Raw genomic sequence first — 26,541 nt, forward strand, 5'->3', positions numbered from 1 at the left:
CTCGCATCGAGTCTCGCAGCCACCACTGACAACGCCTCAGCGGCAGGCGTCGTACCGGGCCGGGCCTCCGGTCCGGTACCTCGCCGCCGTGGACGACGTGGGGCGTATCACAGCGGACGGCGTGTTCCCCTGCTCAACGCCCCTTCGGACAGCGACCCGAACGTACGGACGTAGAAAAACCGCTTGCACGGCCCCGTTAGACTTGGCCCATGGCCATTCTCCTCGCGCATTAGACGGCGGGAACGTCCTCAGCCGCCCACCCGTCAACCCCGTACGCCCTGGAGTCTGTCCGTGATCTCCGCCTCCGGTATCGAGCTGCGCGCCGGTGCGCGCATCCTCATCGAGAACGCCACCTTCCGTGTCGCCAAGGGCGACCGCATCGGCCTCGTCGGCCGCAACGGCGCAGGCAAGACCACACTCACCAAGGTCCTCGCCGGCGAGGGCATCCCGGCCGCCGGCAACGTCGCCCGCTCCGGCGAGGTCGGCTACCTCCCGCAGGACCCCCGCACCGGCGACCTCGACGTCCTCGCCCGCGACCGTGTCCTGTCCGCCCGCGGCCTCGACGTACTGATCCGCAAGATGCGCGAGAACGAGGAGCGCATCGCCAACGGCAAGGGCGGCACCCGCGAGAAGGCCCTCAAGCAGTACGAGCGCCAGGAGACGGAGTTCCTCACCAAGGGCGGGTACGCCGCCGAGGCCGAGGCCGCCACCATCGCCGCCGCGCTCAACCTGCCCGACCGCGTGCTCGGCCAGCCCCTGCACACGCTCTCCGGCGGTCAGCGCCGCCGTGTCGAGCTGGCCCGGATCCTCTTCTCCGACGCCGACACGCTGCTGCTCGACGAGCCCACCAACCACCTCGACGCCGACTCGATCATCTGGCTGCGCGACTACCTGAAGACCTACCGCGGCGGCTTCATCGTGATCTCCCACGACGTCGACCTGGTCGAGACGGTCGTCAACAAGGTCTTCTACCTGGACGCGAACCGTTCGACGATCGACGTCTACAACATGGGCTGGAAGCTCTACCAGCAGCAGCGCGAGGCCGACGAGAAGCGCCGCAGGCGTGAGCGGCAGAACGCCGAGAAGAAGGCCGCGGCGCTCAACGCCCAGGCCGACAAGATGCGCGCCAAGGCCACCAAGACGGTCGCGGCGCAGAACATGGCCCGCCGCGCCGAGAAGCTGCTGTCCGGCCTCGAAGAGGTCCGGATGTCCGACAAGGTCGCCAAGCTCCGCTTCCCGGAGCCCGCGCCCTGCGGCAAGACCCCGCTGATGGCCGAGGGCCTGTCGAAGTCGTACGGCTCCCTGGAGATCTTCACCGACGTCGACCTGGCCATCGACAAGGGCTCCCGCGTCGTCATCCTCGGCCTCAACGGCGCCGGCAAGACCACCCTGCTGCGTCTGCTCGGCGGGGTGGAGCAGCCCGACACCGGCGAGGTCCGCCCCGGCCACGGCCTCAAGCTCGGCTACTACGCCCAGGAGCACGAGACCCTGGACCCCGACCGCACGGTCCTGGAGAACATGCGCTCGGCCGCCCCCGACATGGACCTCGTGGAGGTCCGCAAGGTGCTGGGCTCGTTCCTGTTCTCCGGCGACGACGTCGACAAGCCCGCCGGTGTCCTCTCCGGCGGCGAGAAGACCCGTCTCGCCCTCGCCACCCTGGTCGTCTCCTCCGCGAACGTCCTGCTCCTGGACGAGCCGACCAACAACCTCGACCCCGCGAGCCGCGAGGAGATCCTCGGCGCCCTGCGCACCTACAAGGGCGCGGTCGTCCTCGTCACCCACGACGAGGGCGCCGTCGAGGCGCTCCAGCCGGAGCGGATCATCCTGCTGCCGGACGGCGTCGAGGACCTGTGGGGCTCCGACTACGCGGATCTCGTCGCCCTGGCTTGATCGAAAGACTGATCCACTGTGTATGGATCATTCGGCCGATCCGTGATCCATCATCTGTGTGAGATCTCCTCGTATCGAGGTGTGTCGTACATCGATTTCGCGGCCGATCCCTTGGCCACCAAGGGATCGGCCGCTTCGCGTCCCTGACCTGGTACTTCGCGAATCCACCCGTTCGGCCCCGTGGACGCTCCACCGTGGAATCGGAGATTCCGCATGTGGGGATGTGCTCCTGTCGTCACAACGATGTCTCACGGACCTTGCCGAATGGGTGGCCATCACGCCCTGGAGGGGTGATCATGAGGAGACCAGAGCGCACTTCCCATGAGGAGGCACGGGTGGCCGAGACTCTGAAGAAGGGCAGCCGGGTGACCGGCGCCGCGCGCGACAAGCTCGCGGCAGACCTGAAGAAGAAGTACGACTCCGGTGCGAGCATCCGGGCGCTGGCCGAGGAGACCGGCCGCTCGTATGGCTTCGTACACCGGATGCTCAGTGAGTCGGGCGTCACGCTCCGTGGGCGTGGCGGAGCGACGCGGGGCAAGAAGGCCGCATCGTCCTGACTCCGGGCGGCCCATCGGCCTTCGATGGTGGCCACCCGGTCGGTTGATCGATCGGCCGGGTGGTTACTGTGCAGTCACTTAGCATGCCGTACGGCAATGCGTGATGACCGCACTCATCGGAGGCGCCCCATGGCTTCGCCCGACCAGGACCTCGCTCCTGTACTCGACAAGGACGGCGTACGGCTCACCGTCGACGACACGCTCGCCACGGTGACGCTGACCAACCCGGCCAAGCGCAACGCGCAGAGCCCCGCCCTGTGGCGGGCGCTCACCGAGGCCGGTCGGCTGCTGCCGGGCTCTGTCCGCGTCGTCGTGCTGCGCGGCGAGGGCAAGTCCTTCTCCGCCGGGCTGGACCGACAGATGTTCACCCCGGAGGGGATCCCGGGCGAGCCGACCTTCACCGATATCGCGCGCCGTGACGACGCCGGGCTCGACGCGACCATCGCCGAGTTCCAGGAGGCGTTCACCTGGTGGCGGCGGAACGACATCGTGTCCATCGCCGCCGTCCAGGGGCACGCCATCGGTGCCGGGTTCCAGCTCGCGCTCGCGTGCGATCTGCGGGTCGTCGCGGACGACGTGCAGTTCGCCATGCGCGAGACCGCCCTCGGCATCGTTCCCGACCTGACCGGCACGCATCCGCTGGTCGGCCTCGTCGGGTACGCCCGCGCGCTCGAGATCTGCGTGACCGGGCGGTTCGTCGGGGCGGCGGAAGCGGTGCAGTCGGGGCTGGCCAACCTCGCGGTGCCCGTCGGTGAACTGGACGGTGCCGTTGCGGACTTGGCCGCGGCGATGGTGGCCGCACCGCGGGATGCCGTGGTGGAGACCAAGGCGTTGCTGCGGGGTGCGGTGGATCGTACGTACGACGAGCAGCGTGCGGCTGAGCGGGCTGCGCAGGGTCGGCGGCTGCGGGACCTGGCCGGCGTCGGCGAATGAGCTCTGCGCCGGGCACAGCGGGGCAGCGGAGTCAGTCGACCGCTGTAACCAGGACCGCCACCGTCGGGTGGTCCTTCAGTGCGGTCCGTACCGCCGTGCGTACCTGCCTGGTCACGTCCACGGCCCGGTAGTCCCTCCCCACCGCCGCCTCCACCCGGACGTGGCGGTGGGGCAGTGAGGTGTCGGTCGTGCGTTGCTCGATGTGCACCGCACGGCCCAAGCCGCCCAGCGAGCCGGTCAGATGGGTCACGCCGGGGACGGAGAGCGCGGCTGTGGCCGCGAGGGACTCGTCGGGGTCGGTGGTCTCGCGGGCGGGCGGTGGCTGCGGTGCCCGTACCGCCGTCGCCTGGCCGTCCGCCGCCTCTGCCGCCAGCAGGTCCGTCACCCGGAGGTCGACCTCCGCCACCGTGAGGCCCAGGCGGTCCGTCGCGGCCGTCGCCAGGGCCAGCCGCAGGCGGGACGCCGTCGTCGGCAGGGGATCCGTGGCCGTGGCCGCGAAGTCCGCCGTCACCCGGAGTGGGCCCGGGGGCAGAGCGCTCGGCGGAGGCGGTACGACGGGTTCGTGGACGTCCTCCGGATCGGCGAGCGTGATCCGCAGCGTGCCGAGGCGCACCTGCGGTACCTCGGTCGCCGCAGCGCGCGCCAGCACCGCCACGGCCGCCCCCTCCGCGACCCACGCCCCGTCACCCGGGCCGCCGAGCGGCAGCAGCCTGCCCAGCCCCAGCTGATGCCTGACTGCCTGCGTCCATTGGTCCGCCGTCATTCCTCCAGCCTGCCGCATCCCGGCGCGCAACGGAGCATCCTTGCTTACGGTGGTCGCAGTACGACAACCGAAAGGGCCGGCAACCGAAAGGGACGTACGGCGATGACCGAGATGACGACGACCCCGGACGGTGACAACGAACCGCAGGTGTCGACCCGTAAGGCCACCAGACGCGGCGGCGGGGACCCGGCGACCCGGGGGCGCACCACCATCGCCGACGGCGTCGTGGAGAAGATCGCCGGACTGGCCGCCCGGGACGTGGTCGGCGTCCATGCCATGGGCAGCGGCCTGGCCCGCACCTTCGGGGCTGTGCGCGACCGGGTGCCGGGCGGCGCCAAGTCGGTGACCCGGGGTGTGAAGGCCGAGGTCGGCGAGGTGCAGACGGCACTCGACCTGGAGATCGTCGTGGACTACGGCGTCTCCATCACCGACGTCGCCCGCGCGGTACGGGAGAACGTGATCGCCGCCGTGGAACGCATGACCGGACTCGAGGTCGTCGAGGTCAACATCGCGGTGAGCGACGTCAAGCTCCCCGAAGAAGAGGAAGAGGAGCCCGAGGCGCCCCGGATCCAGTGACGCGCCGGGCCCCCGCACACCTGACGAGCTGAGGAGTGCTGCATGAGCATGGCCGTGGTCGGCATGATCGCCGGAATGGCGCTGGGGTTCGCCGGGTACTTCGGCGGGTTCGGAGCCTTCCTGCTGGTGGCGGCGCTGGGCGCCGTCGGGTTCATCGCCGGCCGGTTCCTGGAGGGTGACCTGGAGCCCGGTGACTTCTTCCGCACCCGCGGCGACCGGCGCGACCGCGGCCGGTGACCGCCGTGAGCGCGGAGACCGGTACGGCACGCGGGCCGCTGGACCTCGTGCCGCCCGGCGAGCGGGGCGCCACCCGGATCGCCGACCGGGTCGTCGCGAAGATCGCCGCCCAGGCCGCACGCGAGGCGCTCGCCCCGCTGCCCGCGGGCGCCGCGCCCCCGCACGCCACCGTCGTCGTACTCCCCCACTCTCGGCTTCGCTCGAGCGGGGGGACCCCCATCGACACAGCCCGCGTCCGCGTCGTGCTCGAACTCGGCTACCCCTGCGACATCGGCGCCCGCTGTGCCGCCGTGCGTCGGCAAGTCGTGGAGCGGGTAGGCGCGTTGGTGAGCATGGAGGTGTCGGAGGTCGCCGTCCAGGTCGAGCGGCTGCACCGGACACCGGCACCCGGCGCACCCCACGGGAGGACGCCATGAGCGAGCCCCGGCCACCCGAGAGCCCCACCCAGCGACTGCCCGTCCTCGACATCGACAAGACCCCCGACACCCCACCGGCCCTGCTCCCCGAAGGCAGCGGCCGCTTCTGGTCGGCGCGCCGCGTCCCGGCGGCCGTCGTCGCCCTGTGCCTCCTGGCCGGCGCGGCCGTCTTCCTGTACGACATCGCCGCCGTACGCGCCCACCGTCCGGCGATGCACTGGCGTCGCTCCCTCGCCCGGCAGCTCGCCGAGCGGCCCCTGGACGACACCTGGGTGCTGGCCGGGGCGGGGGTCGCCGCCGCCCTCGGCCTGTGGCTGATCGTGCTCGCCGTCACGCCCGGCCTGCGGGACCTGCTGCCCATGCGGCGCCCGCATCCCGACGTCCGCGCCGGACTCCGGCGCGAGGCGGCCGCTCAGGTGCTGCGCGACCGGGCCATGGAGGTCTCGGGCGTGCGCGCGGTACGGGTGCGGATGCGGCGGAGGAGGGCCGACGTCCGCGCGGTCTCGCACTTCCGCGGCCTGGACGACGTACAGGCCGACCTGGACGCCGTGCTCACCGAAGCGGTACGGGGACTCGGACTGTCCCGGCCGCCCGCGCTGTCGGTGCACGTCCGCCGCCCCGGACGGAAGGGGTGACGGTATGCACAGGGGTACCGTCAACCGCGTCCTGCTCGGACTCGTGGGCCTGCTGCTGCTCGCCGTGGGCGGCGCGGTGCTGGCCGTGGGCCTGGGCGCACCGCCGCCGCACTGGTGGCTGCACACCGGCCCGCACGACGTCCTGCTCAGCACCGCCGAGCGCACCCGCTGGCGGGACGCCCGCTGGTGGTGGCCGACGGTCATCGCCGCCCTGGCCCTTCTCGTGCTGCTCGCCCTGTGGTGGCTCACCGCGATCCTGCGCCGACGCCGCCTGACCGAGGTCCTGGTCGACACCGGCGACGGAGAGGGCGCCCTGCTGCGCGGCAAGGCCCTGGAGACAGCCCTGGCGGCGGAAGCGGCCCTCCAACAGGGGGTGTCCCACACCGAGACCCTGCTGACGGGCCGCCGTACGACGCCTGCGGTGCGTGCGTGGCTGCGACTGGAGCCGGATGTGGACCCCGGGGCGGCACTGAGGGACTTCACCGACCAGTCTCTGACGCACGCACGAGAGTCGGCGGGCTTGGCGTCACTTCCGGCGGAGGTACGACTGGGGGCAGTCAAACACCGTGCGGAAAGGGTGACTTGACGCCGAAAATCCGACCCCTCAGAACCCGTGCCGTGTCCCCCCGTCCACAGGCACCATGACCCCCGTCACATAGGACGCGGCCGGAGACAGCAAGAACGCCGCAACCCGCCCGAACTCATCAGGCGTCCCATACCGACGCATCGGAATCCGTGACTCATTGGCCGCCCGAGTGGCCTCAGGATCCGCGGACAACCCGTCCAGCTGCTTCATGCGATCCGTCGCGATGCGCCCCGGCAGCAGCCCCACGACCCGGATCCCGCGCGGCCCCAGCTCGTCGGCGATCGACTTGGCGAACCCCGCGAGCCCGGGCCGCAACCCGTTGGAGATCGTCAGCGCCGGAATCGGCTCGTACACCGACCCGGACAGCACGAACCCGATGACCCCGCCCGGCTCCAGCTCGGCCGCCGCCGCGCGGGCCAACCGGACCGCGCCGAGGAACACCGACTCGAACGCGTCCCGCCACTGCTCGTCCGTGTTGTCGGCGACGAACCCGGGCGGCGGCCCGCCGACGCTCACGAGGACGCCGTGGAAGCCGCCGAAGTGCTCCCGGGCGGCCGCGATCAGCCGCTCGGGGGCCCCCGCGTCGGAGTTGTCGACGGCCACGCCGACCGCGTTCTCGCCCAGTTCGGCGGCCGCGTCGGCCACCCGCTTCTCGTCGCGGCCGGTGATGACCACCTTCGCCCCGTCGGCGAGCAGCTCCCGCGCGGCGGCGTTGCCGAGCCCGCGCGTGGCGCCGGTGACGATGTACACCCGGTCCTTCAGTCCAAGATCCATGGCCCCTATCCTGCCCCCTGGTCCCCGAACAGCGTGAGCGCGGTGTTCACCAGCGCGATGTGACTGAATGCCTGCGGGAAGTTGCCCGCCTGGCAGCCGAGTCCCGGGTCGTACTCCTCGGACAGCAGCCCCACGTCGTTGGTGAGGCCCACCAGCTGCTCGAACAGCTCCCGGGCCTCGTCGGTGCGGCCGATCAGATGCAGGGCGTCCGCCAGCCAGAACGAGCAGGCGAGGAAGGCACCCTCACCGCCCGGCATCCCGTCGACACCGATGGCGTCGGTGTCGTAACGCCGTACGAAGCCGCCGTGGCCGAGGTCGTCGCGGACCGCCTCGACCGTGCCGATCACGCGCGGGTCGTCGGGCGGCAGGAAGCCGACGCGGGGGATCAGCAGCACCGCGGCGTCCAGCTCGCGCGAGCCGTAGTACTGGGTGAAGGTGTTGCGCCGGGCGTCGAAGCCCTGCTCGCACACCTCCCGGTGCACCTCGTCGCGCATCGCCCGCCAGCCCGCCAGGTCGCCCTTCAGCTCCGGGTTCTGCTCCAGCATCCGTACGGCGCGGTCGGCGGCCACCCACACCATCACCTTCGAGTGCACGAACTGCCGTCGGCCGCCACGCACCTCCCACAGGCCCTCGTCGGGCTGCCGCCACACCGACTGCAGGAACGTCATCAGCGCGCACTGGATCGACCACATGTGCGGCTTGCTGGGCAGGCCCGCGCTGCGGGCCAGCGCCAGTGAGTCCATGACCTCGCCGTACACGTCCAGCTGGAGCTGGTCGACCGCGCCGTTGCCGACGCGTACGGGCGCGGAGTCGGCGAAGCCGGACAGCCAGGGCAGCTCGAACTCCGGCAGCCGTCGCTCACCCGCCACGCCGTACATGATCTGCAGGTCGGCCGGGTCCCCCGCGACCGCGCGGACCAGCCAGTCGCGCCAGGCCTCGGCCTCCTTGTGGTAGCCCGCCGACAGCAGGGCGCCGAGGGTGAGGGTGGAGTCGCGCAGCCAGCAGAAGCGGTAGTCCCAGTTGCGCACCCCGCCCATCTCCTCGGGCAGCGAGGTGGTGGCCGCGGCGACGATCCCGCCCGTCGGGATGTAGGTGAGGGCCTTGAGCGTGATCAGGGACCGTACGACGGCGTCCCGGTACGGCCCCTCGTAGCGGCAGCGGGACGTCCAGCGGCGCCAGTCCCGGACACTGGCGCTCAGTGCCTGATAGGGGTCGACGAGCGGGGGGCGCGGCTCGTGCGAGGGGTGCCAGGTGAGCACGAACGCGACCCGCTCGCCCTCGGCGAGGGTGAACTCCGCGTGGGTGCTGAAGTCCTCGCCCCAGATGTGCACATGGGGCTCGGTGCGCAGCCACACCGAGTCCGGTCCGGCCACGGCCACCCGATGGCTGTCGCAGCGGCGCATCCACGGGACGATGGACCCGTAGTCGAAGCGCAGGCGGAGCGTGCTGTGCACGGTGACGCGCCCGTTGACGCCCTCCACGATGCGTACGACGTCGGGGGCGCGGTCGCGCTGCGGCATCAGGTCGGTGACGCGCACCGTCCCCTCGGGGGTGTCCCACTCGGTGTCGAGGACGAGGGTGCCGGTCCGGTAGGCGCGGCGGGTGCAGGTGTCCGCGCCCTTCGGTGCGATCCGCCAGTGGCCGTTGTCCTCGTTGCCCAGGAGCCGGGCGAAACAGGCGGCGGAGTCGAAGCGCGGCAGGCACAGCCAGTCGATCGAGCCGTCCCTGCCGACCAGCGCCGCTGTCTGCTCGTCGCCGATGAGGGCGTAGTCCTCGATGCGCGCGTTCACGGGATGCGGGTTCCCGAAGGGCCTGGGGGCCAATCCGGCGGTGCGCCGGGGGAGTGACGGCTCCCCAGGGGGACCGAGGGTCCCCCGGGGGCCGGGGATCACACGGTGGCGGGTTCCGTCGCCTCGGGCTGCTCCTCGGCGGCGGCCTCCTCGCGGTCGCGGATCTCGCGCCGGACCAGGAACCACCAGCCCACCGGGACACTTGCGGCGAACAGCCACCACTGGATCATGTACGCGTAGTTCAGCGGGGCGTCCTCGCTGCCCGGGTCGGAGATCTGCTCCGGGGAGCCGTCCTTGGGCTCGGGCGCCGTCTGCTCGACGTAGCCGCCGAGCACCTTCGCACCGAGCCGTCGCGCCTCCTCCGCGCTGTTGATCAGCATGATCTGCCGGTCCGGCAGACCCTTGACGTTCTTGATACCGCTCGCCGCGGTGGTCTCGTCGGCCTTCAGCCGTGCGGTGATGGTGGTCCGGCCGGCGGGCGGGGCGGGGATCTTGGGGAAGGCGGTCTGTACGCCGTTCGCGGGGATCCAGCCCCGGTTGACCAGCAGCACCTTGCCGTCCGTCAGGACGAACGGGGTCAGGACGTGGAAGCCGACCTCGTCGTCGGAGTTGGTACGGCGCCGCACCACGACCTCCCGGGAGGGGTCGAAGGTGCCGGTCGCGGTGACCATGCGGTACTTCTGGGTGCGGGTCACGGTGTGCCCGGGGGAGGTGAGCCGCTCCACGGGGACCGGCTTGGCGTGCAGCGCCTGGGAGACCAGGTTGTTCCGGGCGGTGCGCTCCTCGTACCGGTGCTGCTGCCAGAAGCCGAGCCTGATCATCGTCGGGATCAGCGCGATCGCGACGAGGGTGAGGATCACCCACTGGCGGGTCAGCAGGAAGCGGTAGCGGTGCACCCCACGACGGTACAACTCGGTCGTGGGGTGCGATCGGGCGGGTGCCGGGTCACACGCGGTCGACGATCCCCACCTTCCCCTCGGCGCGGGCGCAGTGGGCGCCGCAGAACCAGCTGCCGTCGGCCTCCACGCCCTGGCCGATGATCGAGACCTTGCAGTGCTCGCAGATCGGGGCCATGCGGTGGATCGCACAGGAGAAGCAGTCGAACACGTGCACAGCACCCTGTGCGTGGACCTCGAAGGTCATCCCGTAGTCATTGCCGCAAACTTCGCAATTCGCCATGCGCCACAGGGTGAGCCGTCGCCCTCGTCGCGGGGTGCCGGGCGGCGGGCGAGTCGCGGCGAATCACCCATCCGTACGGGTGCCGTGTCCGCTCGCTGCGAGTCCTTTGTCCGCTCACTCGTCGGCGGGCTCGACATCCCTCAGCAGCTGCCCGAACGCGGCCTCGTCGACGACCGGCGTGCCGAACTGCCGTGCCTTGACCACCTTCGAGGTGCCCGAGTCGGGGTCGTTCGTGACCAGCAGGCTGGTGAGCCGGGACAGGCTCGTCGCCACGTGCAGCCCGGCCTCGGTTGCCCGGTCCTCCAGCAGCTCCCGTTCGGTGGAGGTGTCCCCGGAGAACGCCACCCGCATGCCCTGTTTGAGACGTTTGCCGTCTTCGTACCGGCCCGGGTTGGGATAGGGGCAGGCGGGCCGCTTCCGGGACGGGCGCCAACTGGACGGCCGGTAGTTGCCGTACCCCCCGCTCGCCTGCCGGCCGATCCGGGGCGCGTCCGACCACTCCGTCAGCGGCCGGCACTCCAGCAGCGGCAGCCGTACATCGCCCGCCGCGGCCGCCCGCAGACTGGGCCGGAACGCCTCCGCGAGCACGCGCGCGTCGTCCAGCGCGTGGTGCGCCCGCTGCTGTACGACCCCGAAGTGCGCCGCCAGCGACTCCAGCTTGAAGTTGGGCAGCGGCAGCCCCAGCTCCTTGGACAGCGCGATGGTGCACAGCCGCTGCCGCACCGGCGCCTCGCGCTCCGCGCGCGCGTACTCGCGCGCGATCATCTGCCAGTCGAAGACCGCGTTGTGCGCGACCAGCACCCGGCCGTCGAGGCGGGCCGCGAACTCCTCAGCGACGTCCGCGAACAGCGGCGCCCCTTCGAGCACCTCGCTCGTCAGACCATGTATCCACACGGGGCCCGGATCGCGCTCCGGGTTGACCAGGGTGTACCAGTGGTCCTCGACCTCGCCGCGCTCGTCCAGCCGGTAGACGGCGGCGGAGATGATCCGGTCGTCCCGGGCCAGGCCGGTGGTCTCCACGTCAACGACCGCGTATCCCTTCGGATACGCGGTCGGCCACTGAGTGGGGGAGGACACTGCGGTCGCACGGTCTTCGAGCATGGTCATTGAGGATACGGGCCACGACCGACAGCGCTGTCCCGCAGGGGCCGAACCCGGCCGCCACGCTCGCCCTCCCACTCGGCCACCGCACGCACGTACGTGCGGCGACCACAATGCGGCCGACCCGCGGGACAGTTCGAGGCAGACGGCCGGCAGCCACCCGGCGCGGCGCGCCGTCGGCCGTTGCCCCCGTGTGGCGTGGGTGGCCGGGCGTTGCCTCGGTGTGGCGTGGGTGGCCAGGAAAGGGAGAGAAGGAAGCACGCTTGCGGAGTCATTTTCCGCGCGGTGCGAGCAGCGCCCCCACCAACGCCCGTACGGCGGTGACGAACAGCCGCTCCGCGTCCACGGGGCGGGCCAGCGCGCGGGCCAGGGCGGGGTCGTCACCGGCGGCCTCGGCGCGCCACAGCTCCTCCTCGCCGGGCCGCTGCACCGGGGCACGCTCGCGGTTGCGCTCGACCAGCACATGACCGACGACCTGGAACTGCACCGCCCGCACGAACTCGGCGGCCCGGGCACCGCGCAGCCCCGCCGCGTGCGCCTCGCGCACCAGGGCCTGCTGGGCGGGCAGGAACATCCGCTCGGTCAGCCCGCGCTCGTGCACCAGGGCCACCAGGTGCGGATGGTCGCGCAGCTGCCGGCGCAGGGCGCGCGCCACGGAGACGACCCGCTGTTCGGGCGTACGCCCCGCGGGACGGATCTCACCGAGACCGGCCACGGTCCGCTCCACCAGGGCGTCCAGCAGGGCCTCGCGGCCCCCGACGTGCCAGTAGATCGAGGTGACGGCGGTGCCCAGCTCCGCCGCGAGCTTGCGCATGGTCAGGGCGTCCGGGCCGTGCTGCCGCACCAGCTCGGCGGCCGCCTCCAGGACCTCCTCCCGGCTGAGCGCCCCTCTCGCCATGATCCTCCCAACTTCGGCCCGTGCACGCGTATTTACCCCGCGTCCGGTCTGCTGTAACTGTGTTACAGATGACGGCCCGTCAGAAGAAGGGCGGTACGGCGTATGGCACGCGTACGGTACGGAGCACGGACCGAGCGGGAGATCGCCGCCACGCGCACCGCGAGCGCGCGGCTCCCCGACATCTGGTCCACCGGTGTGGTGGCCGTCTGGGAGACCGACCCGGACGCGGTCGCGGCGGTGCTGCCACCACCCCTGAAACCCACGGGCAGCCCGCTCGTCCGGGTGAACATCAGCAAGGTCGACCTGCCCGGATACCCGCTCGGCGCGGGCTCCTTCGCGGTCGCCGCCGCGCACGGCGAGGTCGAGGGCTGGTACCCGCTGGTGATGCCGATGACCCACGAGCGCGCCCTCACCGGCGGCCGTGAGGTCTTCGGGGAGCCCAAGAAGCTCGGCGAGGTGACCGTCGAGCGCGAGGGCCTGGCCGTCCGGGCGTCGCTGGCCCGGCACGGCATCGCCTTCGTCGAGGTGCGCGGCGCGGTGAGCGGCGAGCTGTCCCTCCCGGAGCCCTCACGGAAGACCGACTTCTACTTCAAGTTCCTCCCGGCCGTGGACGGTTCGGGCTTCGACGCGGACCCCGTGCTGGTGCACTGCGTACGGCACGAGAAGGTCCGCCGGCTGGAGCGGATCACCGGGGACGTCGTGCTCCGCGAGTCCCCGTACGACCCCGTCGCCGATCTCCCGGTGCTGCGCCTGCGGGAGATCACCATCGGCGAGAAGACCAGCGACCAGCGCGGCCGGGTGGTGGAACGCGTCGACGCGCAGGCCCTGTTGCCGTACGTCCACCAGCGCTACGACGACCCGCTGCAGATCCATGACGGGCCGCCCGAGGGGAGCCGGTGATGGACCTGCGAGCGGGACAGGTCGCCGTCGTCACCGGAGCGGCGAGCGGGATCGGGCTGGCGATGGCGCGGCGGTTCGCGGCCGAGGGCCTGAAGGTCGTCCTCGCCGACGTCGAGGAGACCGCGCTGGACAAGGCCGCCGCCGACCTGCGCGCGGGGGGTGCCGACGTGCACGCGCGCGTGGTCGACGTCGGCGTACGCGAACAGGTCCTGGAGCTGGCCGAGTCGGCGTACGAGGCCTACGGCGCCGTGCACGTCCTGTGCAACAACGCGGGGGTCGGCTCGGGCGCCGAGGGGCGCATGTGGGAACACGAGCCGAACGACTGGCAGTGGGCCTTCGCGGTCAATGTGTGGGGCGTCTTCCACGGTGTACAGGCTTTCCTGCCCAGGATGATCAAGTCGGGTCAACCCGGTCATGTGGTCAATACATCCTCCGGTGACGGCGGCATCGCACCCCTGCCGACGGCCTCCGTGTACGCCGTCACCAAGGCCGCCGTGGTCACGCTCACCGAGTCCCTGTACGCCCATCTGAAGGCGGAGCACGCGCGCGTGGGCGCCTCGGTGCTCTTCCCGGGGCCGCACATGCTGCGCACGGGACTGTGGGAGTCGCACCGCAACCGGCCCGAGCGATACGCCAAGCAGCGGCCGCGCAGGACGCCGTACCGCAGTCTCGACCAGTGGGAGGCCGCGATGCGCGCGGCGGGCAGGGAGATCGCCTTCACGCCCGTCGAGGAGGTCGCCGACTTCGTCGTGGCCGGCATCCGCGCCGACCGCTTCTGGCTGCTGCCGGAGAGCGAGCACAGCGACGCCCAGATCCGCGCGCGGGCGCACTCGATGCTGGAGCGCGCGAACCCGACGTACCTCGAAAGCTTCGTACTCGATTGACCCGGGAGGCTGTTGTGACCAGCCAGGACCCGTACCTGATCATCTCCTCCGACTGCCATGCCGGGCTGCCCACCGAGCGGTACCGGCCCTACCTGGAGTCCCGTTTCCACCGGGACTTCGACGAGTTCCTCGCGGGCCGCGAGCGGCGCCGCGAGGAGATGACCCGGCTCGGCATCCGCAACGAGGCGTTCGCGACCAAGTGGTTCCAGGACAACGAGGAGGGCCTGCGCGGCGGCTGGGACACCGCGCAGCGCCTCAAGGAGCTGGACGGCGACGGCGTGGCCGCGGAAGTCGTCTTCCCGGACGCCGACGCCGTGGACAGCCAGACCGCCGCGCCCTTCGGGGTGGGCCTCGGGCTGTCCGGTGACCACGACCCGGAGCTGGGCATGGCGGGCGCGCGGGCACACAACCGCTGGCTCGCGGAGTTCGTGTCCGAGAACCCCGAACGGCACTGTGGCGTGGCCCTGTTGCCGGTCACGGCCGACGCGCGGACGGTGGTCGCCGAGATCCACCGCGCCAGGGAGTCCGGGCTCGGCGCGCTGATGATCCCCGCCCTCTGGGGCGACAAGGAGCCGTACCACGACCGCCGGTACGACCCCGTGTGGGCGGCGGCGGCCGAGTGCGGGATGCCGGTGCTGACGCACTCCGGATCGGCGCCGCGCCATGAGTACGGCGACCACCTGGGGATCTTCGTCAGCGAGGTGACCTGGTGGCCGGCCCGGCCGCTGTGGTTCCTGCTCTGGTCCGGTGTCTTCGAACGCCACCCAGGACTGCGGTTCGGGGTCGCGGAGTCGGGCTGCTGGTGGCTGCCGAACCTGCTGTGGTTCATGGACCGCCTCTACCTCGGCGCGCACGGCGGCAAGAAGCTCTCCCCGTTCGAGGAGCTGAAACGCCCGCCGCACGAGTACCTCGACCGCCAGGTCTTCGTCTGTGCGACGAACACCAAGCGCCGCGAACTCGCCCAGCGCTACGAGATCGGCGTCGACAACATCCTCTGGGGCAGCGACTTCCCGCATCCCGAGGGCACCTGGCCCGACACGCGCGCGTGGCTGCGGCGCACCTTCCACGACATCCCGGTGAGCGAGACGCGCCGGATGCTGGGCCTGGCGGCGGCGGAGGTCTTCGGCTTCGACGTACGCCGCCTGACGCCCCTGGCCGAGCGCATCGGCCCCACCCCCGCCGACCTCGGCCAGCAGGCCGACCAGGCGGCCGTGGAGGCCTCCTGGGCGCGCTCGCGCGAGGTGGGCCGGCACTGGCTGACCGACCACGACTTCCCGACCCTGGGGGTGACGCAGTGAACGACCGGTACACGGTGATCTCCGCCGACTGCCACGCGGGAGCCGACCTGCTGGACTACAAGCCGTACCTGGACAAGCGCTACCACGACGACTTCGACATCTGGGCGGCCACCTACGTCAACCCCTACGAGGACCTGCTCGCCGACTCGGCCGACCGGAACTGGAACTCCGAGCGGCGCCTCACGGAGCTGGAGGCGGACGGGATCGTCGCGGAGGTGATCTTCCCGAACACCATCCCGCCGTTCTTCCCGTCCGGCTCCCTGATGGCCCCGCCCCCGACCGCCGAGGACTTCGAGCGGCGCTGGGCCGGTCTGCGCGCCCACAACCGCTGGCTGGCGGACTTCTGCGCGGCCGCGCCAGGGCGCCGGGCGGGTGTCTTCCAGATCCTCCTGGCCGACGTCGAGGAGGCGGTCAAGGAGATCCGCTGGGCCGCCTCGGCAGGCCTCAAGGGTGGCCTGATGCTGCCCGGGACGCCGCCTGGCTCGGGTCTGCCCGAGCTGTACTCGCGCGCGTACGACCCGATCTGGGCCGTCTGCGCGGAACTCGGCGTCCCCGTCAACCACCACGCGGGCTCCGCCTCCCCGCCACTCGGCGACGAACCGGCCGCGCGCGCGGTCTTCATGGTCGAGACGACCTGGTTCTCCCACCGCGCCCTGTGGCACCTGGTCTTCGGCGGCGCCTTCCGCCGCCACCCCGGGCTGAAACTGGTCCTGACCGAACAGGGCTCCGGCTGGATCCCGGGGGTCCTCGACATGCTGGACTACTACCACGGCCGCCTGGTCGCGGCCGCCTCGAAGGCCGACACCGCCGAGGCCAAGTTCGGCGCCGGTCTGGCCGAGTCCATGGGCGAGGCGCCGTCCCGGGTGTGGCGCGACCACTGCTTCGTCGGCGCCAGCTTCATGCGCCCGCACGAGGTCCCGCTCCGCGACCGCATCGGCGTCGACAAGATCATGTGGGGCAGCGACTACCCCCACGACGAGGGCACCTACCCGTACACCCGCGAGGGCCTGCGGTTCGCCTACGCGGGCGTCCCGCGCGCGGAGCTGGCAGCCATGCTCGGCGGCAACGCGGCCCGCGTCTACGGCTTCGACCTGGACCTCCTGGACCCGATCGCGGCGAAGGTGGGCCCGACGGTGGCCGAGCTGGCGGAGCCACTGGAGGAGCCGCCGGCGGACGCGACGAGCCCGGTGTTCGCGCGGGGGGCGAGGGTGCGGGTCTGGTGAGGCGCGGGGGACGTGTCCGGTGGCTCTGGGGCGGGCGTCGGTGTGTGTCCAGTGACTCGGCCGCGAGCGTCGGTCCGTGTCCCGTGCCGCCCGGGGTGCGATCCTCCGTCATGTGACGGAACCGACCCACGACGAGCCCCACGGAGGCGCGCTCGGCTCCCGGCTGAACTGGCTGCGCGCGGCCGTGCTGGGCGCCAACGACGGCATCGTCTCCACCGCGGGACTCGTCGTGGGCGTGGCCGGCGCGACCCAGGACCGGGCCGCCCTGCTCACCGCCGGCCTGGCCGGGCTGCTCGCCGGATCGATGTCCATGGCGGCGGGGGAGTACGTCTCCGTCTCCACCCAGCGCGACTCCGAGATGGCCGCGCTGGCCGTGGAGAAACGGGAGCTGAAGGAGCAGCCCGAGGCCGAACTGGAGGAGCTGACCGAACTGCTCCGGCAGCGCGGCCTGTCCCGGGAGGTGGCCCGGGAGGCCGCCGAGCAGCTCACCGCGCGGGACGCGCTGAAAGCACACGCGCGCGTGGAGCTGGGCATCGACCCGGACGAGCTGACCAACCCCTGGCACGCGGCCTGGGCGAGCTTCCTGTCCTTCACGGTGGGCGCGCTGCTGCCGCTCCTGGCGATCGTCCTCCCGCCGGCCGACCGGCGGCTCCCGGTGACCGTGGTCTGCGTGCTGGCCGCGCTCGTCCTCACCGGCTGGAGCAGCGCCCGGCTGGGAGCGGCCGACCCGAGACCCGCGGTGCTGCGGAACGTGGTGGGCGGGGCGCTCGCCATGGGGGTGACGTACGCGGCGGGGACGCTGCTGGGCGCGGCGGGGGTGTAGCGGACCGCACCCTGGCCGCGCGACCGGCGACGGGGACGACGTACCGTGAAGTGCGCTCGACCACCCCCCGAGCGCATCGCACCACACCCCGCACGAGAAGGACCCTCGCCATGCGCGCCACCACCATCCACGCCCCGTACGACATGCGCGTGGAGAACGTCCCCGAACCCATGGTGCAGCTGCCCACCGACGCCGTGGTGCGGGTGCTGCGCGCCTGCATCTGCGGCAGCGACCTGTGGGCCTACCGGGGCGAGGCGGCCCGGCAGCCGGGACAGCGCATCGGGCACGAGTTCCTCGGTGTCGTCGAGGAGACCGGCTCCGAGGTGAGCACGGTGAGGCGCGGGGACCTCGTGGTCGCCCCCTTCATGTGGTCCGACGGCGTCTGCGACTACTGCCGCGAGGGCCTGACGACGTCCTGCGAGCACGGCGGCTTCTGGGGCTCCGTCGGCTACGACGGCGGCCAGGGCGAGGCCGTGCGCGTGCCCTTCGCCGACGGCACCCTCGTCCAGCTGCCCAAGGAGGCGGCCTCCGACGACCACCTGCTGTCCGCCCTGCTGACCCTCTCCGACGTCCTCGGCACCGGCCACCACGCCGCCCTCGGCGCGGGCTCCCGCCCGGGCGCCACGGTCGCCGTGGTCGGCGACGGCGCGGTGGGCCTGTGCGCGGTGCTGGCCGCCAAGCGGCTGGGCGCCGAGCGGATCATCGCGCTCGGCCGCCACGAGGTCCGTACCGACATCGCGCGCCGCTTCGGCGCCACCGACGTCGTCGCCGAGCGCGGGGACGCGGCCGTCGAGGCCGTCCGCGAGCTGACCCGCGGCCAGGGCGCACACGCCGTCGTCGAGGCCGTCGGTACGGAACAGTCCATGCGTACGGCCGTCAACATCACCCGCGACGGCGGCGCGATCGGCTTCGTCGGCGTGCCGCACGGCAGCGGCACCGGCCTGGACCTCGGCGTCATGTTCGACCGGAACATCGCGCTGCGCGGCGGTGTCGCGCCGGTCCGCGCCTACATCCCCGACCTGCTGCCCGACGTCCTCGACGGCACGATCGACCCCTCGCCGGTCTTCGACATGACCGTCGGCATCGAGGGCGTGCCGGACGGCTACAAGGCGATGGACGAGCGCACCGCCCTCAAGGTGCTCGTCACCAACGGCTAGGCACCCGCTAGGACCAGCGGATCGGCGGCGGCAGCGCCGTGAGCAGGCCCGAGACCGCGACCACCGCGCCCAGGGCGATCACCTCGGCCCGCGCGGGGGCGTAGGCGGTCAGCGGGTCGGCCGCCCGGCGCAGCCGGATCCGCGCCCACAGGGCGAGCGCGGCGACGACGGCGACCAGGATCACCTTGGCCAGCAGGGTGCGTCCGTACGCCGTCGTCGTCAGCTGGTCCAGGATCGTGGCCGCCGGCATGCGCCGCAGCGCACTGCACACGCCCGTCGCGGTAAGGGCCGCGAGCAGAACGGCGGCCACGCGCGCGTAGATCCCCAGCAGCGCGGCCCCGGCCGCGTGGCCGTGCCACCGCCTGAGCGTCCGCAGCGCGTGCGGCAGGCCGCCCGCCCACAGCGCCGCGCAGGTCAGGTGCACCAGCGTCAGACCCGAGCCGACCAGCGGGCTGTGCTCGGTCGTGGGGTGGGCGCGCAGCGCCTCCGCGACGACCACCGCGGCCAGCGGCCACACCTGGGCCGCCGGGCGGCGCGAGCGCGCGCACAGCGCCGCCAGCAGGAAGGCGTTGACCTCCAGCAGCGCCAGCTTGCCGTCGCGGGAGTCGTACAGGCCGCCGACGTCGATCTGGCCGAGACTGTGCGGGACCAGGTTGCCGGTGGAGACCACCGAGGCGAGGGCCAGCGCGGCCAGGAAGCCCGCGCCGGTCGCCGACGGGGCCCAGCTGCGCGGTCGTTCGGGCGGGGCATCGGGCAGGCGCCGGGCGAGCCGGCCCACGAGCAGCTCGCCCAGCGGGACGCACAGGGCGGCGAACAACACCCCCCGCAGCAGCGCGATGCCACCGACACCGGGAGCGGCGGCCTCCCCGGTGCCGTGCAGCGCGGCCGACGGCCCTGACAGCGGGATCAAGGCGGCCAGGGCCACCAGGACCAGGACGGCGACGGACCGGCCGGTGCCGGACCGGCGCGCCGGTCGGTTCGCGTCGGCGGCGTCGGCACTCGGTCGTATCAAGGTCACCCCGTGATCTTCGCCAGCCGTCACAGAACCGGGCAAGTCCCGGAAAACAACTGGGGCTACGGCATTCCCCTCATACGTACGTTTCCGGCCGCCCGCCCGCTCACGCCCAGCGGGCCGGGTCCGAACCCCACGGCACCGGAGGCCGCGCCCAGTCGGCGGGGCCGCCCGCGAAGGACACCGGCGGCAGGGCGTGCCGCAGCCGGCCGAGCGGGCTGTCCGTCTCGGCCAGCCAGGCGTCCGGTCCCTCGTAGGCGGCGGCGCCCGTGGCCGGGCCGGGCCGGATCTCGTCCGTCAGCCAGCGCGCGGTCCGGGCGAGCGCCAGCCGCACGAGCCGGCTGCCCGAGTCGTACGACTGCTCGGTCACCGCCCGCAGCACGGCCGCCGCCAGCAGATAGCCGGTGCCGTGGTCCAGGGCCTGCGCGGGCAGGGCGCCGGGCTGGTCCGCCGAGCCCTCGGTCACCGCGATGCCGGACGCGACCTGCACCAGGCTGTCGAAGCCGCGCCGCCCGCCCCAGGGCCCGTACGCGCCCCACGCCGACACCTGCGCCACGACCAGCCCCGGGCGCCGCCCGGCCAGCGCCTCGGGGGAGAGCCCGAACCGGTCCAGGGCGCCCGGCCGGTAGCCGGTGACGACGACGTCCGCCGAGGCCAGCAGCTCCTCGAAGGTGTCCCGGTCGGTGGTGAGGTCGAGGGTCGCCGACCGTTTCCCGAAACCCGTGTCGGCGTGCTGGTCGGCGAGTTCGGGCAGCTGCGGGGCGTCCACGCGCAGCACGTCCGCGCCGAGCAGGGCCAGCGTCCGGGTGGCGACCGGCCCGGCCAGCACCCGGGTCAGGTCGAGGACGCGGAGCCCGGCGGCGGGCAGCAGGGGAGCGGCGGCCCGATCGAGCGGGGGGAGCACGCGCGCGTGCGCCGAGTCCAGCCGCTCACGCTCGACCAGGGGCCGGGCGGCCACCTCGGCGGCCTGCTCGTGCGCCGCCCACTCCTTCGGGGTGCGCAGCGCCACGGCGAGACCGCCGGCGCGGTACACCGCCTCCTCCACCTCCAGGGCGGAGCGTTCGGCGAGCCGACGGGCCACCTCGTCCGCCGAGGCGTCCGCCGGCAGGCCCAGCGCGCCGAGCAACCGGGCCCGGTGGTGCGGGTAGTTGGCGTGGGTGCGCACCCAGCCGTCGGCCGTGCGCCAGAACCGCGACAGCGGCGCGAAGGAGACCGGCGTCCGCCCGTCGACCTGCAGCAGCCGCTCACTGTGGAAGGCGGCGGCGACCGCACCGTCGTCCACCCCGACCGCCGGCACCTCGGCGAGCCCCGCCCGCCGCGCCCCCAGCTCGGCGGCGGCCAGCGCAGACGCCCCCACACAGGCACGCGCCAACTCCCGTACGGGCAGCCTCGCTTCGAGCGCTCCCCGACGTACGACGCTCGACGCGCGCGATGCGAGAGCGGGATCGCCGCCCACTGCGTGCCAGGCAGTATTGAATGCAGTCATTACTTCACTATGCATCATTGATTGAATCAATGATTGCCTGAGGGGATGCGAATGCAGACAGGTCCTGCCGAAGAGGCTCCGGCAGGACCTGTCCGTCGGTGGTGGCGTGCTACTCGACCGCGCGCAGTGCGTTGACGACTCCGAAGCCGTAGAAGCCGTTGACGCGCTTGCCGCCGACGCAGGTCGCGTCCACGACGCCGTCGCCGTTCCCGTCGTACGGGTCGCTCGGGCAGCCCGGGTTGTCCGCCTGGGCCTTCAGAAGGGCCTGCAGCTGGGCCGGGGTGGCGTGCGGGTGGGCCGACTTCAGCAGCGCGGCCACGGCGGCCACGTGCGGGGACGCCATCGACGTGCCCTGGAGGAAGCCGTACTGGTTGTTCGGCAGCGTGGACAGGATGCGGCCGTTCTTCGACGGCGTGTCCGGGATCTGGTACTTGTCGCCGCCCGGCCCCGCCACGTCGACGACGCCCTGGCCGTAGCTGGAGTAGTACGACTTGGTGCCCTTGACGCCCACCGCGCTCACGGTGACCACACCGGGCAGCTGGGTCGGCACGTCGAAGCACTCGTGCGGGTCGATCGTCCGCGTCGTGGCGGTGGAGTCGTCGGGGCTGGAGGTGTCGACGATCGCGTCCGCGTCGAGGTCGTGGTTGGAGTTGCCGGCCGAGGCCACATTGAGCGTGCCCTTGTGCTGTGCATACAGCTGGGCCCTGTTGACCGCGTCAACGATGGCACGTTGATCGGGGTCGTCCATGCAGTTGTACAGCCACGGATCAACGTAGTAGCTGTTGTTGGTGATCTCGATGCCGTGGTCCGCGGCGAACACGAAGGCGCAGACCACGCTTTCGGGGTAGAACAGCGAGGTCGCGTCCGGCTGGGCCACGGTGATGCTCGCGACCTTCACCCCGGGCGCCACACCCGCCACGCCTATGCCGTTGCGGGCCGCGGCTATCTCGCCCGCCACATGCGTGCCGTGGTAGTGGTCGGCGTCCACCGGCCGCCAGGCGCCGTACGTCGTGTCCGCCTTGCCGCTCACACAGTTCGCCGACTGGGACGCGGAGAAGTTCGGGGCGATGTCCGGGTGGGTGTCGTCGACGCCGGTGTCGATCACGCCGACGGTCACGTTCCTGCTGCCCGGGTCGATCGTCGCGGCCTTGTCGGCACCGATCGCCCGCAGATCCCACTGGTCGGCCTCGAGAGGCTCCTGGCCGGCCGCCGCGCCGTCGGCGAGCTTCGCGGCCTCCGCCTTCGACAGGACCTGCACGGCGCCCTCGTCCGTCGTCCCCGCCGCGGTCAGCGCAGCGGTGCGCGTGGCACCCGCCGACTGCACTCCCCGCACGGCACGCATCTGCGCGCCGAAGTCGGGGTTCGCGGAGTGGGCGACGATCACACCGATCCGGTCGTAACTCTCCACGATGGTCCCGCCGTTGCGGGTGATGGCCTGCTGCACCGACTCGATCGTGTGGCGGTCCGTGCGGGTGTTGACCACGTACGCGAGGCCGGGGCCGTCCGCAGCCCGCGCTGCCGTGGGAGCGGGGGTCGCCGCCGAGGCCGCCGTCGGCAGGAATCCGAGCGAGACGGTCAGCGACAGCACGACCGGCACGGCGAGCGCGAGCCGGCGTCTGGAGCGCAGATGAGCCATGGGATCTCCACATCATCCGGATACAAAACCGCCCGAGACACAGGTGGTGCTCGGGCAGGTACATGACGGGTGGTGCAGGGCGAAGCTATCTCCCGGGACTGATCTACGAAAGAGCCAGGCGGACTTGAACCGCTCCGCGCGTGGCGCCGTGACCGTGGACGGAGGGCCCATCAGGATCGTGGCCCCGCCGGTATCACTCCAGGTTGCCTGTCAGTGACTCCCTGTAGTGTGATCCACGTCCCTGTAAGGCCAGAAAGCGCATGTCCGTGACGCGAGGAGACTCCGTGGCTACCGAGACACCGCCCCCTGCGAAACCCCAAGTCCACCTTCCCTCCACCGAGGAGTTCGCCGAGGTGCAGCAGAGCGCGGAGTTCGGTGAACTGCGCCGCTCCCACCGCTCCTTCGCCTTCCCCCTGACCATCGCCTTCATCACCTGGTACCTGCTGTACGTCCTGCTCTCCAACTACGCGGACGGCTTCATGGGCACCAAGGTGGCCGGCAACGTCAACGTGGCCCTCGTCCTGGGCCTCGCCCAGTTCCTCACCACGTTCCTCATCGCCTGGTGGTACGCGCGGCACGCCGCGGCCAAGCTCGACCCCAAGGCCGAGGCCATCAAGTCCCGGATGGAGGGCGGAGCATGAGCCCCGCACAGCACACCCTGCTGGCCGCCGGCGAGGCGAGCGAGCACCGCACGCTGATCATCACCCTGTTCGCGGTGTTCGTCGCCGCGACCCTCGTCATCACCGTCTGGGCGGGCCGGCAGACCAAGGACGCCGCCGACTTCTACGCCGGCGGCCGCCAGTTCACCGGATTCCAGAACGGCCTCGCCGTCTCCGGCGACTACATGTCCGCCGCGTCCTTCCTCGGCATCGCGGGCGCCATCGCCCTCTTCGGCTACGACGGCTTCCTCTACTCCATCGGCTTCCTCGTCGCCTGGCTCGTCGCCCTGCTCCTGGTCGCCGAACCGCTGCGCAACTCAGGCCGCTACACGATGGGCGACGTGCTGGCCTACCGGATGCGCCAGCGGCCCGTCCGTACCGCCGCCGGCACCTCCACGATCGTCGTCTCGATCTTCTACCTGCTCGCTCAGATGGCCGGCGCGGGCGTCCTGGTCTCGCTGCTCCTGGGCATCACCAGCGACGGCGGCAAGATCGGCATCGTCGCCCTGGTCGGCGTCCTGATGATCGTGTACGTCACCATCGGCGGCATGAAGGGCACCACCTGGGTCCAGATGGTCAAGGCGGTGCTGCTCATCGCGGGCGCCCTGCTGCTGACCTTCCTGGTCCTGCTGAAGTTCCACTTCAACATCTCGGACCTGCTCGGCAAGGCCGCCGACAACAGCGCCAAGGGCTCCGCGTTCCTCGAGCCCGGCCTGAAGTACGGCGCCACCGGCACCACCAAGCTGGACTTCATCTCGCTCGGCATCGCCCTGGTCCTCGGCACCGCAGGCCTGCCGCACATCCTGATCCGCTTCTACACCGTCCCGACGGCCAAGGCCGCCCGTAAGTCCGTGATCTGGGCGATCGGCCTGATCGGCGCCTTCTACCTGATGACCCTCGCCCTCGGCTTCGGCGCGGCCGCGCTGATCAAACCGGACGAGATCATCGCCTCCAACAAGGCCGGCAACACCGCGGCACCCCTGCTCGCGCTCCACCTCGGCGGAGTCGACTCCAACTGGGGCGCGATCCTGCTGGCCACCATCTCCGCGGTCGCCTTCGCCACGATCCTCGCGGTCGTCGCCGGCCTGACCCTGGCCTCGTCCTCCTCCTTCGCCCACGACATCTACGCCAACGTCATCAAGAAGGGGCAGGCCACCGAGAAGCAGGAGATCAACGCGGCCCGCTACGCGACCGTCGGCATCGGCGCCGTCTCGATCGTCCTGGGCGCCCTCTCCCGCGACCTGAACGTCGCCGGCCTGGTAGCCCTCGCCTTCGCGGTCGCCGCCTCCGCCAACCTGCCGACCATCCTCTACAGCCTGTTCTGGAAGCGGTTCACCACCTCGGGCGCCCTGTGGTCGATCTACGGCGGCCTGGTCACCGCGGTCGGTCTGGTGCTGTTCTCGCCGGTGGTGTCCGGCAAGCCGACCTCGATGTTCCCCGACGTGGACTTCCACTGGTTCCCGCTGGAGAACCCCGGCATCATCTCGATCCCCGTCGGCTTCCTGCTGGGCGCCCTGGGCACCCTGCTGTCGAAGGAGGTCCCGGACGCCGGCAAGTACGCGGAGCTGGAGGTGCGGTCCCTGACCGGGACCGGAGCGCACTGAGCATCGTACGGACGGCCGCGTCGTTCAGGACTGTACGGTCCTACGACGCGGCCGCGTCGTAGCTCGTAAGATCGGGCCGCTGTCGATGTCGGTGGTCTCACGTAGGCTCACAGGTGACGGAAAATGATTGCACCGGATCGAGGGAGGGGGCCCACGTGCTCATCGACACCTACGGCCGAGTGGCCACCGACCTGAGGGTCTCGCTCACAGACCGGTGCAATCTGCGCTGTACCTACTGCATGCCCGAGGAAGGCCTGCAGTGGCTCGCCAAGCCCGATCTGCTCACGGACGACGAGATCGTCCGCCTCATCGACATCGCGGTCCGCCTGCTCGGCATCGAGGAGGTCCGCTTCACCGGGGGCGAGCCCCTGCTGCGCCCGGGCCTGGTCGGCATCGTCGAGCGCGTGGCGGCCCTCGACCCCCGCCCCCAGATGTCCCTCACGACGAACGGCATCGGCCTCAGGCGCACCGCTTCCGCCCTGAAGGCGGTGGGCCTGGACCGGGTCAACGTCTCCCTGGACACCCTGCGCCCGGACGTCTTCAAGGCCCTCACCCGCCGCGACCGTCACAAGGACGTCATCGAGGGCCTCGAAGCCGCCCGCGAGGCGGGCCTCACCCCGGTCAAGGTGAACACGGTCCTGATGCCGGGCCTGAACGAGGACGAGGCCCCGGACCTGCTGGCCTGGGCGCTGGAGCACGAGTACGAGCTGCGTTTCATCGAGCAGATGCCGCTCGACGCCCAGCACGGCTGGAAGCGCGAGGGCATGGTCACCGCCGGGGACATCCTGGCCTCCCTGCGCACCCGCTTCGACCTCACCCCCGAGGGTGCGGACGAGCGCGGCTCGGCACCGGCGGAGCGCTGGCTGGTCAACGGCGGCCCACAGCGGGTCGGCGTGATCGCCTCGGTCACCCGCCCGTTCTGCGCGGCCTGCGACCGCACCCGCCTCACCGCCGACGGCCAGATACGCACCTGTCTGTTCGCCACCGAGGAGACCGACCTCCGCGCGGCGCTGCGCTCCGACGCCCCCGACGAGGAGATCGCCCGCATCTGGCGCCTGGCGATGTGGGGCAAGAAGGCGGGAGCGGGCCTGGACGACCCGTCGTTCGTGCAGCCGGACCGACCGATGTCGGCGATCGGCGGCTAGGACTCCTCGGGCCCTTCCCAGTCCTCGAACTTCACCACGTCCTTCAGGAACCCCCGAACCCCGAGGAACTGCGAAAGATGCTCGCGGTGCTCCTCGCAGGCGAGCCATGTCTTGCGCCGCTCCGGCGTGTGGATCTTCGGGTTGTTCCACGCCAGCACCCACACGGCATCGGCACGGCAGCCCTTGGCGGAGCAGATGGGGGTCTCGTCACTCACAGGTTCGTCACTGGTTCCGTCTCACAGAGCCCCCGCAAACAAGGCGACGCCGAGCAGCCACGGGGGGAGCTGCCCGGCGTCGGTCTGTCGCTCCGACGGGGGATGCGGAGCGCGTACGCAGTATGTCACGGGTCAGCCGTCGCCCGGCACTGGAAGTGCACGAT

28 protein-coding genes are annotated in these 26,541 nt (G+C 71.9%); 17 read left to right on the forward strand and 11 right to left on the reverse strand.

Features of this window, described 5'->3' with window-relative positions; all coding sequences use genetic code 11:
* Window positions 1-291 precede the first annotated feature (291 nt).
* The 3 genes from abc-f (at window position 292) to CRP49_RS25085 (ending at window position 3,380) form a co-directional block, all read left to right on the forward strand.
* Window positions 292-1,890 carry a ribosomal protection-like ABC-F family protein gene (gene abc-f, locus CRP49_RS25075; protein ID WP_097255424.1) on the forward strand — a complete coding sequence of 533 codons (1,599 nt, stop codon included), beginning with the start codon at window positions 292-294 and terminating at the stop codon, window positions 1,888-1,890.
* Between the two features lie 335 nt (window positions 1,891-2,225).
* Complete coding sequence (locus tag CRP49_RS25080) at window positions 2,226-2,447, forward strand: helix-turn-helix domain-containing protein (protein WP_004002281.1); 222 nt, start codon at window positions 2,226-2,228, stop codon at window positions 2,445-2,447.
* Window positions 2,448-2,576: 129 nt separating this feature from the next.
* Window positions 2,577-3,380 (forward strand): enoyl-CoA hydratase/isomerase family protein, encoded by an 804-nt coding sequence (locus CRP49_RS25085; protein ID WP_097255425.1) that lies wholly within the window; start codon window positions 2,577-2,579, stop codon window positions 3,378-3,380.
* Between the two features lie 31 nt (window positions 3,381-3,411).
* Here CRP49_RS25085 and CRP49_RS25090 read toward each other — a convergent pair whose 3' ends face one another.
* On the reverse strand, window positions 3,412-4,143 hold the full coding sequence (locus CRP49_RS25090; RefSeq protein WP_097255426.1) for a nucleopolyhedrovirus P10 family protein: 732 nt from the start codon (window positions 4,141-4,143) through the stop codon (window positions 3,412-3,414).
* A gap of 102 nt (window positions 4,144-4,245) precedes the next feature.
* Here CRP49_RS25090 and CRP49_RS25095 point away from each other — a divergent pair, with 102 nt between their 5' ends.
* Genes CRP49_RS25095 through amaP form a run of 5 tightly spaced genes read left to right on the forward strand, consistent with a single transcriptional unit; the run spans window position 4,246 to window position 6,593 of the window.
* Window positions 4,246-4,719, forward strand: a complete 474-nt coding sequence (locus CRP49_RS25095) for an Asp23/Gls24 family envelope stress response protein (RefSeq protein WP_097255427.1) — start codon at window positions 4,246-4,248, stop codon at window positions 4,717-4,719.
* Window positions 4,720-4,761: 42 nt separating this feature from the next.
* Window positions 4,762-4,956, forward strand: a complete 195-nt coding sequence (locus tag CRP49_RS25100; RefSeq protein ID WP_094214678.1) for a hypothetical protein — start codon at window positions 4,762-4,764, stop codon at window positions 4,954-4,956.
* Window positions 4,953-5,372: an Asp23/Gls24 family envelope stress response protein gene (locus tag CRP49_RS25105; protein ID WP_097255428.1), complete on the forward strand. Its 420-nt coding sequence runs from the start codon at window positions 4,953-4,955 to the stop codon at window positions 5,370-5,372. Before CRP49_RS25100 ends, CRP49_RS25105 begins: the two co-directional genes overlap by 4 nt.
* The gene (locus CRP49_RS25110) at window positions 5,369-6,007 is read left to right on the forward strand and encodes a DUF6286 domain-containing protein (RefSeq protein WP_097255429.1); all 639 of its coding nucleotides are present in this window, start codon (window positions 5,369-5,371) and stop codon (window positions 6,005-6,007) included. The genes CRP49_RS25105 and CRP49_RS25110 overlap by 4 nt, the downstream gene beginning before the upstream one ends.
* 4 nt (window positions 6,008-6,011) lie before the next feature.
* The gene (amaP, locus tag CRP49_RS25115; RefSeq protein WP_097255430.1) at window positions 6,012-6,593 is read left to right on the forward strand and encodes an alkaline shock response membrane anchor protein AmaP; all 582 of its coding nucleotides are present in this window, start codon (window positions 6,012-6,014) and stop codon (window positions 6,591-6,593) included.
* A gap of 18 nt (window positions 6,594-6,611) precedes the next feature.
* Here the strand turns inward: amaP and CRP49_RS25120 are convergent, their stop codons facing one another.
* The 6 genes from CRP49_RS25120 to CRP49_RS25145 all read right to left on the reverse strand — a co-directional run bounded on the left by CRP49_RS25120 (window position 6,612) and on the right by CRP49_RS25145 (window position 12,335).
* Window positions 6,612-7,367, reverse strand: coding sequence for an SDR family oxidoreductase (locus CRP49_RS25120; RefSeq protein ID WP_097255431.1), 756 nt, complete (start codon window positions 7,365-7,367; stop codon window positions 6,612-6,614).
* 5 nt (window positions 7,368-7,372) lie between these two features.
* Window positions 7,373-9,157, reverse strand: coding sequence for a glycoside hydrolase family 15 protein (locus tag CRP49_RS25125; protein ID WP_097255432.1), 1,785 nt, complete (start codon window positions 9,155-9,157; stop codon window positions 7,373-7,375).
* A gap of 98 nt (window positions 9,158-9,255) precedes the next feature.
* Entirely contained in the window at window positions 9,256-10,053 is a 798-nt protein-coding gene (locus CRP49_RS25130) for an SURF1 family protein (protein ID WP_097255433.1), read from the reverse strand.
* Window positions 10,054-10,102: 49 nt separating this feature from the next.
* A complete protein-coding gene (locus CRP49_RS25135; protein ID WP_097255434.1) occupies window positions 10,103-10,336 on the reverse strand; it encodes a hypothetical protein in 234 nt (77 codons plus the stop codon).
* Window positions 10,337-10,450: 114 nt separating this feature from the next.
* Window positions 10,451-11,437, reverse strand: coding sequence for a DEDDh family exonuclease (locus CRP49_RS25140; RefSeq protein ID WP_097257526.1), 987 nt, complete (start codon window positions 11,435-11,437; stop codon window positions 10,451-10,453).
* Window positions 11,438-11,708: 271 nt separating this feature from the next.
* Window positions 11,709-12,335 (reverse strand): TetR/AcrR family transcriptional regulator, encoded by a 627-nt coding sequence (locus CRP49_RS25145; protein WP_097255435.1) that lies wholly within the window; start codon window positions 12,333-12,335, stop codon window positions 11,709-11,711.
* A gap of 102 nt (window positions 12,336-12,437) precedes the next feature.
* Between CRP49_RS25145 and CRP49_RS25150 the strand changes: the two genes are divergently transcribed.
* The 6 genes from CRP49_RS25150 (at window position 12,438) to CRP49_RS25175 (ending at window position 18,620) form a co-directional block, all read left to right on the forward strand.
* On the forward strand, window positions 12,438-13,235 hold the full coding sequence (locus CRP49_RS25150; protein WP_097255436.1) for an acetoacetate decarboxylase family protein: 798 nt from the start codon (window positions 12,438-12,440) through the stop codon (window positions 13,233-13,235).
* Window positions 13,235-14,119: an SDR family NAD(P)-dependent oxidoreductase gene (locus tag CRP49_RS25155; RefSeq protein WP_097255437.1), complete on the forward strand. Its 885-nt coding sequence runs from the start codon at window positions 13,235-13,237 to the stop codon at window positions 14,117-14,119. The genes CRP49_RS25150 and CRP49_RS25155 overlap by 1 nt, the downstream gene beginning before the upstream one ends.
* Window positions 14,120-14,133: 14 nt before the next feature.
* Complete coding sequence (locus tag CRP49_RS25160; RefSeq protein ID WP_097255438.1) at window positions 14,134-15,417, forward strand: amidohydrolase family protein; 1,284 nt, start codon at window positions 14,134-14,136, stop codon at window positions 15,415-15,417.
* Window positions 15,414-16,640 carry an amidohydrolase family protein gene (locus tag CRP49_RS25165; RefSeq protein ID WP_097255439.1) on the forward strand — a complete coding sequence of 409 codons (1,227 nt, stop codon included), beginning with the start codon at window positions 15,414-15,416 and terminating at the stop codon, window positions 16,638-16,640. The genes CRP49_RS25160 and CRP49_RS25165 overlap by 4 nt, the downstream gene beginning before the upstream one ends.
* Window positions 16,641-16,752: 112 nt before the next feature.
* On the forward strand, window positions 16,753-17,463 hold the full coding sequence (locus tag CRP49_RS25170; RefSeq protein ID WP_094214664.1) for a VIT family protein: 711 nt from the start codon (window positions 16,753-16,755) through the stop codon (window positions 17,461-17,463).
* A gap of 110 nt (window positions 17,464-17,573) precedes the next feature.
* Window positions 17,574-18,620: a zinc-dependent alcohol dehydrogenase family protein gene (locus CRP49_RS25175; protein ID WP_097255440.1), complete on the forward strand. Its 1,047-nt coding sequence runs from the start codon at window positions 17,574-17,576 to the stop codon at window positions 18,618-18,620.
* 7 nt (window positions 18,621-18,627) lie between these two features.
* On the opposite strand, the gene CRP49_RS25180 is transcribed toward CRP49_RS25175, so the two are convergent.
* From CRP49_RS25180 to CRP49_RS25190, 3 genes are all read right to left on the reverse strand, one after another.
* The gene (locus tag CRP49_RS25180; protein WP_097255441.1) at window positions 18,628-19,638 is read right to left on the reverse strand and encodes a CopD family protein; all 1,011 of its coding nucleotides are present in this window, start codon (window positions 19,636-19,638) and stop codon (window positions 18,628-18,630) included.
* A 100-nt stretch (window positions 19,639-19,738) separates the two neighbouring features.
* Window positions 19,739-21,118 (reverse strand): CoA transferase, encoded by a 1,380-nt coding sequence (locus CRP49_RS25185; RefSeq protein WP_097255442.1) that lies wholly within the window; start codon window positions 21,116-21,118, stop codon window positions 19,739-19,741.
* A 109-nt stretch (window positions 21,119-21,227) separates the two neighbouring features.
* Window positions 21,228-22,754 carry a S8 family serine peptidase gene (locus tag CRP49_RS25190; protein WP_097255443.1) on the reverse strand — a complete coding sequence of 509 codons (1,527 nt, stop codon included), beginning with the start codon at window positions 22,752-22,754 and terminating at the stop codon, window positions 21,228-21,230.
* Window positions 22,755-23,038: 284 nt separating this feature from the next.
* Between CRP49_RS25190 and CRP49_RS25195 the strand changes: the two genes are divergently transcribed.
* From CRP49_RS25195 to moaA, 3 genes are all read left to right on the forward strand, one after another.
* Window positions 23,039-23,395: a DUF485 domain-containing protein gene (locus CRP49_RS25195; RefSeq protein WP_097255444.1), complete on the forward strand. Its 357-nt coding sequence runs from the start codon at window positions 23,039-23,041 to the stop codon at window positions 23,393-23,395.
* Window positions 23,392-25,017 carry a cation acetate symporter gene (locus CRP49_RS25200; protein WP_097255445.1) on the forward strand — a complete coding sequence of 542 codons (1,626 nt, stop codon included), beginning with the start codon at window positions 23,392-23,394 and terminating at the stop codon, window positions 25,015-25,017. The genes CRP49_RS25195 and CRP49_RS25200 overlap by 4 nt, the downstream gene beginning before the upstream one ends.
* A gap of 155 nt (window positions 25,018-25,172) precedes the next feature.
* Window positions 25,173-26,162, forward strand: coding sequence for a GTP 3',8-cyclase MoaA (moaA, locus tag CRP49_RS25205; RefSeq protein WP_218892968.1), 990 nt, complete (start codon window positions 25,173-25,175; stop codon window positions 26,160-26,162).
* On the opposite strand, the gene CRP49_RS25210 is transcribed toward moaA, so the two are convergent.
* Complete coding sequence (locus CRP49_RS25210) at window positions 26,159-26,377, reverse strand: hypothetical protein (RefSeq protein WP_097255447.1); 219 nt, start codon at window positions 26,375-26,377, stop codon at window positions 26,159-26,161. The two genes, moaA and CRP49_RS25210, sit on opposite strands and share 4 nt — an antisense overlap.
* Window positions 26,378-26,541 lie beyond the last annotated feature (164 nt).

The organism is Streptomyces sp. Ag109_G2-15 (genome assembly GCF_900215565.1).
Classification (GTDB): Bacteria; Actinomycetota; Actinomycetes; order Streptomycetales; family Streptomycetaceae; genus Streptomyces; species Streptomyces diastatochromogenes.

Excerpts from the sequence above, each read along its gene's own strand:
- CRP49_RS25175 (WP_097255440.1), top strand. The coding sequence starts at position 17,574 with ATGCGCGCCACCACCATCCACGCCCCGTACGACATGCGCGTGGAGAAC.
- CRP49_RS25185 (WP_097255442.1), bottom strand. The coding sequence starts at position 21,118 with ATGACTGCATTCAATACTGCCTGGCACGCAGTGGGCGGCGATCCCGCT.
- CRP49_RS25140 (WP_097257526.1), bottom strand. The coding sequence starts at position 11,437 with ATGCTCGAAGACCGTGCGACCGCAGTGTCCTCCCCCACTCAGTGGCCG.
- CRP49_RS25155 (WP_097255437.1), top strand. The coding sequence starts at position 13,235 with ATGGACCTGCGAGCGGGACAGGTCGCCGTCGTCACCGGAGCGGCGAGC.
- CRP49_RS25120 (WP_097255431.1), bottom strand. The coding sequence starts at position 7,367 with ATGGATCTTGGACTGAAGGACCGGGTGTACATCGTCACCGGCGCCACG.
- CRP49_RS25085 (WP_097255425.1), top strand. The coding sequence starts at position 2,577 with ATGGCTTCGCCCGACCAGGACCTCGCTCCTGTACTCGACAAGGACGGC.
- CRP49_RS25110 (WP_097255429.1), top strand. The coding sequence starts at position 5,369 with ATGAGCGAGCCCCGGCCACCCGAGAGCCCCACCCAGCGACTGCCCGTC.
- CRP49_RS25095 (WP_097255427.1), top strand. The coding sequence starts at position 4,246 with ATGACCGAGATGACGACGACCCCGGACGGTGACAACGAACCGCAGGTG.
- CRP49_RS25100 (WP_094214678.1), top strand. The coding sequence starts at position 4,762 with ATGAGCATGGCCGTGGTCGGCATGATCGCCGGAATGGCGCTGGGGTTC.
- amaP (WP_097255430.1), top strand. The coding sequence starts at position 6,012 with ATGCACAGGGGTACCGTCAACCGCGTCCTGCTCGGACTCGTGGGCCTG.
- CRP49_RS25145 (WP_097255435.1), bottom strand. The coding sequence starts at position 12,335 with ATGGCGAGAGGGGCGCTCAGCCGGGAGGAGGTCCTGGAGGCGGCCGCC.
- CRP49_RS25150 (WP_097255436.1), top strand. The coding sequence starts at position 12,438 with ATGGCACGCGTACGGTACGGAGCACGGACCGAGCGGGAGATCGCCGCC.
- CRP49_RS25190 (WP_097255443.1), bottom strand. The coding sequence starts at position 22,754 with ATGGCTCATCTGCGCTCCAGACGCCGGCTCGCGCTCGCCGTGCCGGTC.
- CRP49_RS25090 (WP_097255426.1), bottom strand. The coding sequence starts at position 4,143 with ATGACGGCGGACCAATGGACGCAGGCAGTCAGGCATCAGCTGGGGCTG.
- CRP49_RS25135 (WP_097255434.1), bottom strand. The coding sequence starts at position 10,336 with ATGGCGAATTGCGAAGTTTGCGGCAATGACTACGGGATGACCTTCGAG.
- CRP49_RS25200 (WP_097255445.1), top strand. The coding sequence starts at position 23,392 with ATGAGCCCCGCACAGCACACCCTGCTGGCCGCCGGCGAGGCGAGCGAG.